This is a genomic window from Bremerella sp. JC817 (genome assembly GCF_040718835.1).
Classification (GTDB): domain Bacteria; phylum Planctomycetota; class Planctomycetia; order Pirellulales; family Pirellulaceae; genus Bremerella.
This window is the reverse complement of the sequence record NZ_JBFEFG010000266.1, coordinates 101,891-113,707: the sequence shown is the minus strand read 5'-3', so window position 1 is coordinate 113,707 and position 11,817 is coordinate 101,891. Positions and strand designations below refer to the sequence as shown.

Annotated in this window: 12 protein-coding genes; 5 read left to right on the top strand and 7 right to left on the bottom strand. The window is 56.4% G+C overall.

The window, feature by feature from the left end; genetic code table 11:
- Nucleotides 1-81: 81 nt before the first annotated feature.
- The 3 genes from AB1L30_RS07845 to AB1L30_RS07835 form a co-directional block, all read right to left on the bottom strand.
- Nucleotides 82-1,149: a hypothetical protein gene (locus AB1L30_RS07845; protein WP_367012869.1), complete on the bottom strand. Its 1,068-nt coding sequence runs from the start codon at nucleotides 1,147-1,149 to the stop codon at nucleotides 82-84.
- A gap of 174 nt (nucleotides 1,150-1,323) precedes the next feature.
- The gene (locus AB1L30_RS07840) at nucleotides 1,324-1,620 is read right to left on the bottom strand and encodes a hypothetical protein (RefSeq protein ID WP_345087709.1); all 297 of its coding nucleotides are present in this window, start codon (nucleotides 1,618-1,620) and stop codon (nucleotides 1,324-1,326) included.
- 13 nt (nucleotides 1,621-1,633) lie between these two features.
- Nucleotides 1,634-1,933, bottom strand: a complete 300-nt coding sequence (locus AB1L30_RS07835) for a DUF4236 domain-containing protein (RefSeq protein ID WP_367012868.1) — start codon at nucleotides 1,931-1,933, stop codon at nucleotides 1,634-1,636.
- Between the two features lie 194 nt (nucleotides 1,934-2,127).
- On the opposite strand from AB1L30_RS07835, the gene AB1L30_RS07830 reads away from it, so the two are divergent.
- From AB1L30_RS07830 to lpxK, 4 genes are all read left to right on the top strand, one after another.
- Nucleotides 2,128-2,988: a hypothetical protein gene (locus AB1L30_RS07830; protein WP_367012867.1), complete on the top strand. Its 861-nt coding sequence runs from the start codon at nucleotides 2,128-2,130 to the stop codon at nucleotides 2,986-2,988.
- 96 nt (nucleotides 2,989-3,084) lie between these two features.
- Nucleotides 3,085-3,963: a hypothetical protein gene (locus AB1L30_RS07825; protein ID WP_367012866.1), complete on the top strand. Its 879-nt coding sequence runs from the start codon at nucleotides 3,085-3,087 to the stop codon at nucleotides 3,961-3,963.
- Between the two features lie 120 nt (nucleotides 3,964-4,083).
- Entirely contained in the window at nucleotides 4,084-5,184 is a 1,101-nt protein-coding gene (locus tag AB1L30_RS07820) for an isocitrate/isopropylmalate dehydrogenase family protein (protein WP_367012865.1), read from the top strand.
- A gap of 91 nt (nucleotides 5,185-5,275) precedes the next feature.
- Nucleotides 5,276-6,358, top strand: a complete 1,083-nt coding sequence (gene lpxK, locus AB1L30_RS07815) for a tetraacyldisaccharide 4'-kinase (RefSeq protein ID WP_367012864.1) — start codon at nucleotides 5,276-5,278, stop codon at nucleotides 6,356-6,358.
- On the opposite strand, the gene AB1L30_RS07810 is transcribed toward lpxK, so the two are convergent.
- From AB1L30_RS07810 to AB1L30_RS07795, 4 genes are read right to left on the bottom strand one after another with little or no spacing between them, the layout of a single operon-like run.
- Nucleotides 6,355-6,996, bottom strand: coding sequence for a histidine phosphatase family protein (locus tag AB1L30_RS07810; protein ID WP_345087721.1), 642 nt, complete (start codon nucleotides 6,994-6,996; stop codon nucleotides 6,355-6,357). The genes lpxK and AB1L30_RS07810 overlap by 4 nt on opposite strands.
- Nucleotides 6,993-7,973, bottom strand: a complete 981-nt coding sequence (locus AB1L30_RS07805) for an ABC transporter substrate-binding protein (protein WP_367012863.1) — start codon at nucleotides 7,971-7,973, stop codon at nucleotides 6,993-6,995. The genes AB1L30_RS07810 and AB1L30_RS07805 overlap by 4 nt, the downstream gene beginning before the upstream one ends.
- A gap of 2 nt (nucleotides 7,974-7,975) precedes the next feature.
- Nucleotides 7,976-8,755, bottom strand: coding sequence for an ABC transporter permease (locus AB1L30_RS07800; protein ID WP_367012861.1), 780 nt, complete (start codon nucleotides 8,753-8,755; stop codon nucleotides 7,976-7,978).
- Entirely contained in the window at nucleotides 8,752-9,498 is a 747-nt protein-coding gene (locus AB1L30_RS07795) for an ABC transporter ATP-binding protein (RefSeq protein ID WP_367012860.1), read from the bottom strand. Before AB1L30_RS07795 ends, AB1L30_RS07800 begins: the two co-directional genes overlap by 4 nt.
- Nucleotides 9,499-9,846: 348 nt before the next feature.
- Here AB1L30_RS07795 and AB1L30_RS07790 point away from each other — a divergent pair, with 348 nt between their 5' ends.
- Entirely contained in the window at nucleotides 9,847-11,805 is a 1,959-nt protein-coding gene (locus AB1L30_RS07790) for a DUF1592 domain-containing protein (protein WP_367012859.1), read from the top strand.
- The last annotated feature ends 12 nt before the right edge of the window (nucleotides 11,806-11,817 follow it).

Below are 11,817 nucleotides of genomic sequence, written 5' to 3'. Positions count from 1 at the left end.
TCGAAAAAGAAATCGCATCGAGATCCCTTGGACCTCGATGCGATTGGGTAGTTTGCCGGCGTGAAAGGTCTCAACGCCAGGTTATGGCAGAGCGACCGTCTTCAGGACGGTTGGCTGACCTTCGGCCTGGGTGATGATGACGGCCGACTTGTCATTCAGCTTGTCGAGCTGGACAACACCTTTCCAATCCTCGATGGTTTCGTACTGCTGACCAGCAACGCCACCACCACGGACTGGCTCGGTGAGACCATCTTCGCGTTCGATGTCTTCGGTGCTGACCTTCATCACGCCACGAGCACTGTTGGCCAACAACAGATACTGCTTGCCACTCTTTTCGTAAACGATCATGTCGAGCGGACGATTGCGGTTACCCAGCTCGGCGACGGTGGTGCCGCGATACGCTTTTTCCTGTGGCTTGGTGACAGCCGACAGTGGGAACTTGACCAGAGGCGTGCAGGTGAAGCCGGCCAACAGGTGAGGTTCGCCATTGATGGTGAAAGGCACGAAGACCCGAGCGACGGCGTCGTCTTCATAGCGACCATGGGCCGCATGATAGATTTCGATTGGCATCGCCACGCCAGATTCCTGGAACGGATAGGCAACCGAGTGGACGGCGGCCGAGGCTTCGCCGGTGGTACGACCGGTCACGATGACCTGGTTGTCGACATAGGCCAGGTCGGTGATCGATTCGTCACGTGGATTGCCACGACGACGCCCTTCACCCACTACCTTGTCCTCCGGAGCGTTGGTCAGCGTGGCGGTTGCTCGCGAAACCTTATCCAGCGCCACTGGCGTCAGCTTGTCCCCATCGACGCGGAAGATCTTGCCTTGGCCGCCCTGCGATGCGGAAAGGTAGATCACGCCGGTATCGGGATTCACGGCCAGGTCGGCAACTTGAATGTCGTCAGGAATGGTCAGCGACAAGTTGCTGGGGGTTTCAACCTTCTGGCTGTCGACCTTGATCGCGACCAGCGTCGCGGCCTTGGGGTCGCCGACAATCAGCACATTATCAGGGGCGAAAGCCAACGGGCCAGCCGATTTCAAATTTACTTCGCCCATCGAGAAACCGGGCAAATCAATCGCATAAACAGCACTGGCACAAAGCGTGATCGCTACACTGCATGCCGCAACCAACGACGAACGTCGCATGAGCATCTCCTAGTTCGGATATAGACGGGGGGACGGACAGATCCTAAATCCGCGCAACCTCTAGTTGAACGGGTCGCCGGAAGAGATGCAAGGAGATTCGCCGCCGTCCTTCCCAGAACAACCGCGAATGCATCGACCGGCGGTGATTCGTTTGCCGAACAAGCTGGATAGAAACTAGCCTTCGGCGTCGCTCGAGAACGTACCGACCAGTTCGCCCTGGGTCACGGTGAACGAAAGGTTGGCGTCTTCCATACTTGCCGCCGGGACCAGTTGCTCGTCGACTTGTTCCAGCAAGATTCGGATGCCAGCTTCGTCGGTCACCTTGGCCTGGACCAGAAACAAGTTGCCCGCGACGGTGCCATCGGCTAGGAAATGAAGATCGAGCATCCCCATCTCTTCGCCGATCAAGTCTTGCAGCAGAAAGCGTTCCGAGCTGGCGGTGCGGAAGATACGGATGAACTTTGCATTCATGGGGAAATTGCCTTTACCAGAACGATTCTTTTTTGGTCAGTTTCTTTGTGGGCTTCTTCTTAGGTGCTTCGTCGGCCGCATCTTCCGCCGTCTCGTCGCCACCAAACCATTGGTTCCACAGCCCCGAGAGCGACTTGGTCGACTTGTAATACCGAGCCCCAGTCCCAGGCACGCTGGCTGAAACATACTTCCGGCCATTGGAACTCATGCCGGCTCGCAGGCCTTTCATGCCAAAAGAAAAGCCGACGCCTGACTTGCTCAAGTTAATGCGCAGCGGTCCGAACGTGTACGACTTGCGAAATGAAAACCCCATGACGAGTTCTCCTGGAACGATCGACGATGCCAGCATGCCACGCTTGTCAGCATAGCCCGATCACAACGTGGTCACAATCACCGCGATATGCGGGCCACAAACAGGAAACGAAGTTGCCTTTTTCCAGCGAACAAGAGAGGATGTCGCTACGCCGCTTCCTTCTATTTGGCCGTGAACAACGCGAGAGAACTTCGATGCGATTTTCTACTTCCTGGCTGGGGTTCGTGATCTTTGGGGCCTGCCTCGTATCGACCGTCTCGACCAGCATGGCAGAAGAAACGCCTGCCGAGCCCAAGCTAAGCGTCCGATCGCAGTTTACGTTCGGCGTCATGGGGGCCAGCCGGCCGAGCAAGTTCCTTCACGAAGAGACCATCTACGTGCGGAACGAAGTCCAAGGCGTCACCATCGATCCCAAGACCAGGCAGTGCAGCCTGACGCTCGACTTCACGGTTCAAGACTCGGACCGCACCGAGATCAAGCGAATGACCCAGCACGAAAAGAAGCAGTTGCCAATGGGTGGCGGCTACTTCACCGGAGCACTCTTCTTCAAGATTCCGGAGTTGAGGAAAGGAAGCTACATCCTCGAAATCCGCGTGCAAGATAATCTCTCGAAGGCGACCGCGAAGATCGACCTTCCGTTCGAGGTCGCGGCAATCGATGCCTTCGGCGCAAAGAATGTGCTGCTCACCCAGGACCGTCAGAAACGAATCTTCACCAATAGTTACTGCTCGACCGGCGAGTCGATATACCTTCATGCCGACATCGTGAATTACGAAGCCCGCGAAGGCCAGGTCGATCTGATGTTCGAGATCAAACTGGTCGACGAAGCTGGTACGACGATCGTCGAGAAGAGCTACACGGAACAGAGACAACCGCCTCAGTCACGATTCGGCGAAGCGAAGGTTGCCTACACCCTCAATGCCGAGGTCTTCACTTCCCGGCCTGGGAAGTTTCATATCGTTCTGATCGCTCACGATCTGTTGGCTGGCACTTACGACCAGGTCCAAGTGCCGCTTTTCGTCAGCGATCCCTTTCAGGATTTTGCCGCACCCTAACCACATCACTGCGAAGTTTCACCTGAAATGTCGCAGCCATCTTTTCTGCCATCAGGGAGGACTCTCATGCTTTGCCATCGAGCCGCCGGTACCGTTTTGATCTTCGCGTACTTCTTCCCGCTCGCCGCGATCAAGGCGGAGGAAAAACCAGCAGACGCTGACAAACCTTGGGCTCAATTCGATTGCCGATTTGCAGCCGGTCCCTGGAAGCAAGCTCCGGCAACCAACCAATTTGAAAGAGGTCAATCGTTCGAGTTGATCTACCGAGTCGCGATCGATCCAGCCGCATCCCAGGCAAAATTAGCGAACGTCGTCGTTAGCGAATGCATTTCCTATGAGGCAGGAGGGACCTTGATGTGCTGTTTCAACGAAGAGATGGGCGATTCGCTGATGAATGGCGAAGATGCCACGGTTCGCACCAGGACTTTCTCGACTAATGACATTCCGCAGGGAAAATATGTGATGTCGGTTAGCTGCACCGATCTGGTGACGGAGAAATCGATCGTCCGAGATCTTCCCTTCGAGGTGATCGCAAGCCGCCCACAGCCTGATACTCTTGTACGCATCTACTCGAAAAACAATCGCCTTGTTTTTATGGCCGGCGACACGATTACCCTCGATGGACATGTAAAAACAATCCGACCCACAATCGATCCACCAGGCATCCTCTGCCGACGGACTTCTCAAGATCTGGAAACCGGCAAAGAAGTCGTTTGGGAAACCAACAACGAAGCGTGGCACCTTTACCGATCCTTTGATGATTACATTGATAAGGATGGCAAAAAGCTCGTTGAGCAGAATATGGGTCTCTTGATCAATACCGTTTTGAACCAGCCGGGGAAGTTTAAAATCACCTGGGAAGTTATCGATCCTGTGTACAAGAATAGCGACAAGCTCACCCTGACGATCGTCGTCCTCGATCCATTTGCGGGCGAAATGTTACCCCAAAATACAGCCGTGGGTGGCCAGAACTAGGCAAGACGCTAGGTTTACCACCGGCGTGTGGTTTGCTATTTTGGCAGTTTCCCCCTGGCGTAAATCGCCACACGAAATCTTTTCGTACCCACTTTGACCCCCTGTTGCCAGGAAACCCTCATGGCCTACGAAGTAACTCTGATCACCGGCGATGGTACCGGTCCCGAATTGGCGGAAGCTGCCCGCAAGTGCGTCGATGCGACTGGCGTCGAAATCAACTGGGATGTCCAGGAAGCCGGCATCGACGTGATGGAAAAGACCGGAACCCCGATCCCGGACTCGACCATCGAAAGCGTTCGCCGCACCCGCTGTGCTTTGAAGGCTCCGATCACGACGCCAGTCGGTACTGGCTTCCGTAGCATCAACGTCTACCTGCGTCAGGAACTGGGCTTGTTTGCTTGCATTCGTCCTTGCAAGTACTACCCCGGTGTTCGCAGCTACTTCAGCGAAGTCGGCGTCGACATCGTCATCGTTCGCGAAAACACCGAAGACCTCTACGCCGGTGTCGAATTCGAGAAGGGCAAGCCTGAGACCGAAAAGCTGATCGACTTCATCAACGGTCTTCCTTCGGATCGCAAGATCAAGACCAAGGCTGACGAAACAGGCGTCTCGATCAAGCCGATCAGTGTCAGCGGCACCGAACGGATCGTTCGTTGTGCGTTTGAATACGCTCAGAAGAACGGCCGCAAGAAGGTGACCGCCGTTCACAAGGCGAACATCATGAAATACTCGGACGGCTTGTACCTGGCCACGGCCACCGAAGTCGCCAAGGACTATCCAGACATCGAGTTCGAAGAACGTATCGTCGACAACATGTGCATGCAGCTGGTGCAGAAGCCAGAACTGTACGACGTGATCGTTCTGCCGAACCTGTACGGCGATATCCTCAGCGATCTGGGTGCCGGTCTGGTCGGCGGTCTGGGTGTCGCCCCCGGTGCCAACATTGGTCCTGAAGGCGCCGTGTTCGAAGCGACCCATGGTTCGGCTCCGAAGTACAAGGGCCAGAACAAGGTCAACCCAACTGCGTTGATCCTGTCCGGCATGCTGATGCTTCAGCACATGGGCGAAGTCGACGCTGCCAAGCGTTTGGAACAAGCCGTTGCCGACGTCATCAAGGAAGGCAAGGACGTGACCTACGACCTGAAGCCAAACCGTGACGATCCAACCGCGGTTGGTACCCAGGAAATGGCTGCCGCCATCTGTGCCAAGCTGCAAGGCTAAGCCTCGCTCGCTTGCGGAATTCACGAAAGGGACAGACCACTATGGTTTGTCCCTTTCTTATTGGTACATCCAACGATTGAATCGATCGCCCATGCTCACTGCCCGAGACTTCAAGCAAATCGTCAGTGGTCGCCGAAAAGGAATCGGCGCGTCGCTACTGCGTGGCCTTATGTGGGGCACATCGCTGGTCTACGGCATTGGTGTCGGCATCCGCAATCGCCAGTTCGATACCGGGTCGAAGCCGGCCGAATCGGTCGACGTTCCCGTGATCAGTGTCGGCAACTTAACCTTGGGCGGCACCGGCAAGACGCCGATGGTAGCCTGGATAGCTCGCTGGTTTCGTGAACGTGGCATTCGCGTGACACTCATCAGCCGAGGCTACGGCGCCGAAGAAGGTTCGCAGAACGACGAGGCAAAGGAACTGGAAGAACTGCTGCCTGACGTTCCGCATCTGCAGAATCCCGATCGCGTCGCCGCTGCCAAAGTCGCTTCCGAAGAACTCGCCGCTCAGGTTCTGCTGCTCGACGATGCCTTCCAACATCGCCGCATTGCCCGCGATCTCGACATCGTCTTGATCGATGCCACTGAACCGTTCGGGCATGGCTACCTGTTTCCACGTGGCACCCTTCGCGAACCGGTCCAGGCCCTCTACCGCGCGAGCTTGATCGTGATTACCCGGGGTGACATGGTCTCGGCCGAAGAACTTCAAGCCATCAAAGACAAGATCCACTCGATGGAAGTGACCGCGCCGATCGTTGACATGCGGCATTGCCCCAGCACGCTTCGCTGCGCCAGCGGCAAGACCGAACCGATCGATCACCTGCAAGGAAAGAAGGTTCTCGCCTTCTGCGGTATCGGCAACCCAGGCGGTTTCCGGCATACGCTGACCGACGCCGGCATGGAAGTGGTCGAGCTGCGTGAGTTCGACGACCACCACGACTACGATCGGGCCGATATCAACTCGCTGGAGCACTGGGCGATTCAAAACGACGAGGTCGCCGCGGTCGTTTGCACGCACAAAGACCTGGTGAAGATCGGACTCGACCGCTTCATGGACAAGCCGCTCTGGGCGCTGACGATCGAAGCCCAAATCGTCGAAGGCCAGGACAAACTCGAGACGCTGCTCGAAGCCCTGCTCGCCAAGATCCCGGAAGACCCTTACGCCGACTTCTAACGCACGTCTTGCAAGTGGAAGGCCGAGTTCGCCGATAACAGCTGCGGTTCGCCATCTTGCAGCTTGATGAGCGTGACGCCGCAGTTATCGAGATGAATCATGCGCATGTACTTCAGCGGCGTCTTGTACAGCGAAGCGATCATCACGCGAATCACGATGTAGTGAGCCACCACCAGGATACGCTTGCCGAGGTTGTCGTGTAGCAACTGCGTTAGCTTGGGGACCGCTCGGTTGGCGACGTCGGTGGCCGATTCGCCCCCTGGATAAGGATAGATTGAAGGATCGTCCAGATGCTTGCGGTACTCTTCCGGCTCGGTCTTCTCGATGTCGTGCCAGTCACGATTCAACCAACGACCGACATCCGCTTCGATGATCTCTGGCACGGTGACAATCGAATGATCTGGTGCGATGATGCCGGCCGTTTCCTGGGCTCGCTTCATCGGACTCGAATAGACCGCATCGAACGGATACCCGCTGAGGAACTCGCCGGTCGCAGCCGCCTGACGGCGACCGATGTCGGCTAAAGGTCCATCGACGCCATTTCCTTGCAGGATGCTCGGGCAATTCAAATTGAACTCGGTCGCCCCATGACGAACCAGGAACATCCAACAGGTATCAGCAGAGATTTCGTTGCTCATGGTGTCTCTTGAAAACAGGCATCCGCGGAAACAGAGTCTTTCGGAATCAGTTCGATTTCGACCAGTTGATCGACCAAAGTCTTCCATCGCTCGGCGGTCATTTGTCCGAAGGTGGGCTGATCGACGATGGTCAACTTTCGAATCGCTTTGGCTCCAAAGTCTAGCACGCCGGCGGTTAACTCAGGGTTGAGCGATTGCAAATGTTCGTTCGTTTTGCGAGGTTCGTTCAGATAAGTTTGCCAGCCCTTGAGTGTGGCCCGCGTCATCGCGGCAACCAGCTCCGCATCTTCCTTGGCTAACTTATCCGACGTGATCAACAAACTGGCGTAAGGGTTGTAGCCGATGGCCCGGATCGGCAACACACGCACGTTTGCCCCTTCTTCTTTTGCCAGAAACGGTTCGCTGAATTCGTACGCCTGCTGAGCGAAGTTCTTGTCGCGCAGAAATGCCGCGATGCTGCCGTCGTAAGGAACGATCCGCACTTTAGTCAGCGGCACATGTTTTTTCAGATACTCGGAAAAGGCCCGACCACTGCTCATCGCCAGGGTGACATTTTTCAACTCTTCCAGCGTCTTGATACCGGACTCTTCGTGTACCAGAAAGCAGCGAGGACTCTGATCGATCGCGGCGAAGGTCGCCACGACATTGGCTCCCTGGGCTCGCCCAAGCGGGACCTGGTCAGCGGTGGCGACACCAAACGAGACCGCCCCGCGTGCCACTTGCTGAATCACCGGTGAGCCAGGACCGCCGGGGATGATCTCAACATCGAGGCCTTCTTCTTCGTAGAAGCCATTCAGCTTGGCAGCATAAAACCCACCATGCTCGGCCTCCGGAAACCAGTTCAAAGCCAACTGAACTTTGCGCAGCCCCACTGTTTTTTTGCCGCCGGCACTTGGCGAATCGGCAGACTCGCTTCCACAGCCTGTCGCCAGCATCAGCAGACAACCAACCATCAGGGCAATCGCGTAACGTGACACGTTTAACCTTCCCAAACCCAGCGCCGCAGAAACAAGCGGCCCAGAACTGTAACCGAGGTGAAAACAACGACGCCCAACAGCGTACTGCAAATCGTACCGGCAAACAGACTCGCGGTGCTAATCTGATTTTGGGAAACGAGAATGAAATAGCCGAGCCCTTGGTGCCCGCTCGAATGCCCGGCAAAGAACTCGCCCACAATCGCTCCGACGACTGCCAGCCCAGCACTCGTTTTCATGCCGGTTAACAAATAGCGAATTGCCCCAGGGAACTGCAGCTTCCACAGAATCTGCCAGCGGCTCGCCTTGTTCAGCCGAAACAAGTCGAGCAAACCGCGATCGACCGCGATCAGCCCGGTCGTGGTACTCGTGATGATCGGAAAGAGCGAGATCATCGTCGTCACCACGATCACGCTCAACGCACCATAGCCACAGATCGCAATCACCAGCGGAGCTACCGCCACGATCGGGACCGTTTGAAAGAAGATCGCGTACGGATAACCACTCTGCCGAATGATCGCCGATTGCGAAAACAACAGCGAAACTGCCACGCCCAGCACGACCGAAATGGCAAACCCACTAACGGCGACCATTCCGGTTCGCAGCGTGTAACCGAGCAAGGCTTCTTTCTTTTGCCACATCGTGCGAGCCACTTCGCCAGGTCCCGGCAAAATGTAAGGCTCCAGCCCGCTGACTCGGATAATCACTTCCCACAGGATGATGGTCACCACCAACACCAGCAGCGGCAGCACGATCGTCCGCCAACTGAAACGATCTTCACTCATACCAGCGTGACTCCCGCGAGCTTCGCAATGACCTCTCCGCAGAAACGGGCGAAGTCGGGGTCGTTTCGGAGTTGCGTTTTGCGAGGGTATTCAAACGGAACTTCGAGGTCCGCCACAATTCGTCCTGGCCGAGCATGCATCACCAGAATGCGTTGACTCAAGAACACCGCCTCGGGAACGTTGTGGGTAACGAACAAGCTGGTCCAATTTTGCTGATGCCAAAGGTCGAGCAGTTGTTCGTTCAGTTGATTGCGTAGCAAGTCGTCGAGCGCCGCGAATGGTTCATCCAGCAGCAAGACGTTCGGCTGGGTAACCATGGCTCGGGCCAACGAGACCCGCATTCGCATCCCGCCCGAAAGCATCCGGGGGAACTTTCGAAAGTCCTCTTTCCGTAGCCCGACCATTTCGATCGCCTGGTCGATTGTCCGCCGCTGCTCTGCGGTGACTGGCCCCCGCAGTTCCAATGGAAGACGAACGTTCTCTTGAGCGGTCCGCCAGAGGATGAGGTTGGCATCCTGGAAAACGAACGCACACTGGCTGTGCTTGGAATCGCTGAGCGTCACTTCGCCTTGCGTTGGCTCATCGAGCCCTGCCACCATCCGCAGTAGCGTCGATTTCCCGCAGCCTGAAGGCCCCACCAGCGAGACGAATTGCCCGGCCGGGATGTCGAGCTGATCGATGGCGACGACCACCGACTCCGGCGTAAATTGCTTCTCAATGTCGCGAAACTGAATTGCGGACACAGGTGTTCAACTTTGCAGACTAGTTAGTTTTTTTCTACCAAAATTCAACTCTGTTGCTATAGAAGCTGGCACTCCCCGTTTTACCGAGGAAGCAGCCTTTGACTGACCCAACCATACCAACTGGGGGAACCCCCATAACGGCCGAATAAATCTTTACTTCAACGACGTCCCTTCATACGATTACTAATTGAGCCTTCCTGGCAGCGCGGCTTCAACCCCCTCCGAATAAACCGAGTCGCGTTCCCACCACCCCCACAAACTACCTCTGCCAAGTTTCTCTCATGCCGTGAGTTTAGCACTCTCTGCCATGGGCCGTCCCCAATACTTGGTTCCTGCCTGACGAAACTTATGCACCGAATCTCTACCCTCGCTTTGTTTGCTTCGCTGATTGCTATCAGCGCCAGCGACGCTGCCGAGACGAAATCGCAAGTGCCCGACTTCGCGAAGATCCAACCGATCCTCGAAAGCTACTGCTACGACTGCCACGGATATGGATCCGATGAAGGGGGCGTCACGCTCGATCATCTCGAGACAATGACTCCGCAAGAACGCGAATCGGCCCAGAAGACCTGGTTGGCCGTTTGGCGTAACCTGCGTGCCCAGACCATGCCGCCAGCCGACGAAAAGCAGCCGACTCAAGAGGAATCGGAAATGGTCGGTCGTTGGATTGAGTCACAAGTCTTCAAACTCGACCCTGCCAAGCCAGACCCAGGCCGCGTGACGATCCGTCGGTTGAACCGCGACGAGTATCGCTACACGATCGAAGACCTGTTCGGCTATCGCTTCAATGTTAACGAATCGTTCCCGCCAGACGATACCGGCTATGGGTTCGATACCATCGGCGACGTCCTTTCGATCTCGCCACTGATGACCGAGAAATACTTCGACGCCGCCCAGGAAATCGTCAAAGCGGTGGTCCTGGTCGACAAGAAGCCTGAGTGGAAGTACAAGCGGATCTTCATGGACGGTCCTCCGCCGGAAGATGCCGAGCAGCAAAAGGCTTACGCCCGCAAGATCTTGAAGCATTACGGCTCGAAAGCGTTCCGTCGTCCGATCGACGAAGGGACCCTCGACCGCCTGGTCGCGATCCAGCAGCACATCAGCTCGCTGGAAGGCCAATCGTTCGAGTACAGCGTTGCTCAGGCGATGGCGGCGATGCTGATTTCGCCTCAGTTCCTCTTCCGTGCCGAGATCCAACCAGAACCAAACAACCCAGGCGAGATCGTCCCGATCGATCAGTACAGCCTGGCTTCGCGACTTTCCTACTTCCTGTGGTGTTCGCTGCCTGACGACGAGCTCACGAAGCTTGCCGCCGAAGGGAAGCTTCGCGAGAACCTGCATGCCCAGGTCGATCGCATGCTCGACGATCCGAAGTCGGAACGCTTCACCACCCGCTTCGTCGGTCAGTGGCTTCAGGCCCAGGACGTCGAAGCGATCAGCATCGACGCCCGCCGAGCCTTGGGCGTGAAGGACCTGGGCGATGCTAACCGCGTCTTCAGCCGGACCGTTCGCCAGGCGATGCGGAAAGAAACGGAAATGCTGTTTGAGTACATCCTGAAGGAAGACCGTCCCGCGACCGAACTGCTGACCGCCGACTATACGTTCCTCAACAAACCACTCGCCAAGTTCTATGGTCTGGAAGAAATCAAAGGCCTGGAAGATGGCAAGCTGAAGAAAGTCACTTTGCCGAAGGACAGCAAGCGTGGCGGGATTCTGACCCAGGGCACGTTCCTGGTGGTCAGCTCGAACCCGACGCGGACTTCACCGGTAAAGCGTGGCTTGTTCGTGCTCGACAACATCCTGGGGACGCCACCACCCCCTGCTCCGCCGAATGTTCCCGCCCTGGAAGCCATTCGCCAAAGGGGAAAGAAGCTGACGATGCGGGAACAGATGGAACTGCACCGAAGCGAAGCCCTGTGCAATTCGTGCCACTCGCGCATGGATCCACTCGGGCTGGCCTTGGAAAAGTACAGCTACATCGGCCAATACCGCGACAGCGACGACGGCCAACCGATCGAAACCAGTGGCAAGCTGATGACCGGCGAGAAGTTCTCGGACGTTCAGCAGCTTTCCCAGGTCTTGGCCAGCGAACGAAAAATCGATTTTTACCGCTGTTTGACCGAAAAACTCCTCACCTTTGCCTTGGGCCGGGGTTTGGAGTATTACGACACGCCTACCGTCGATTCGATTGTCGATCAGATGCAATCCAACGACGGCAAGCTTCGTCAGATGCTCCACACCTTGGTTGATAGTGCCCCCTTCCAGAAGCGTCGCGGTGACGGCAGCCTGCTGTCGTCGGCCGAATGACCCTGCCAGCAC

Coding starts and splice junctions, on each gene's coding strand:
- lpxK (WP_367012864.1), top strand. CDS start 5,276: ATGCTCACTGCCCGAGACTTCAAGCAAATCGTCAGTGGTCGCCGAAAA.
- AB1L30_RS07790 (WP_367012859.1), top strand. CDS start 9,847: ATGCACCGAATCTCTACCCTCGCTTTGTTTGCTTCGCTGATTGCTATC.
- AB1L30_RS07845 (WP_367012869.1), bottom strand. CDS start 1,149: ATGCGACGTTCGTCGTTGGTTGCGGCATGCAGTGTAGCGATCACGCTT.
- AB1L30_RS07840 (WP_345087709.1), bottom strand. CDS start 1,620: ATGAATGCAAAGTTCATCCGTATCTTCCGCACCGCCAGCTCGGAACGC.
- AB1L30_RS07820 (WP_367012865.1), top strand. CDS start 4,084: ATGGCCTACGAAGTAACTCTGATCACCGGCGATGGTACCGGTCCCGAA.
- AB1L30_RS07810 (WP_345087721.1), bottom strand. CDS start 6,996: ATGAGCAACGAAATCTCTGCTGATACCTGTTGGATGTTCCTGGTTCGT.
- AB1L30_RS07835 (WP_367012868.1), bottom strand. CDS start 1,933: ATGGGGTTTTCATTTCGCAAGTCGTACACGTTCGGACCGCTGCGCATT.
- AB1L30_RS07800 (WP_367012861.1), bottom strand. CDS start 8,755: ATGAGTGAAGATCGTTTCAGTTGGCGGACGATCGTGCTGCCGCTGCTG.
- AB1L30_RS07830 (WP_367012867.1), top strand. CDS start 2,128: ATGCGATTTTCTACTTCCTGGCTGGGGTTCGTGATCTTTGGGGCCTGC.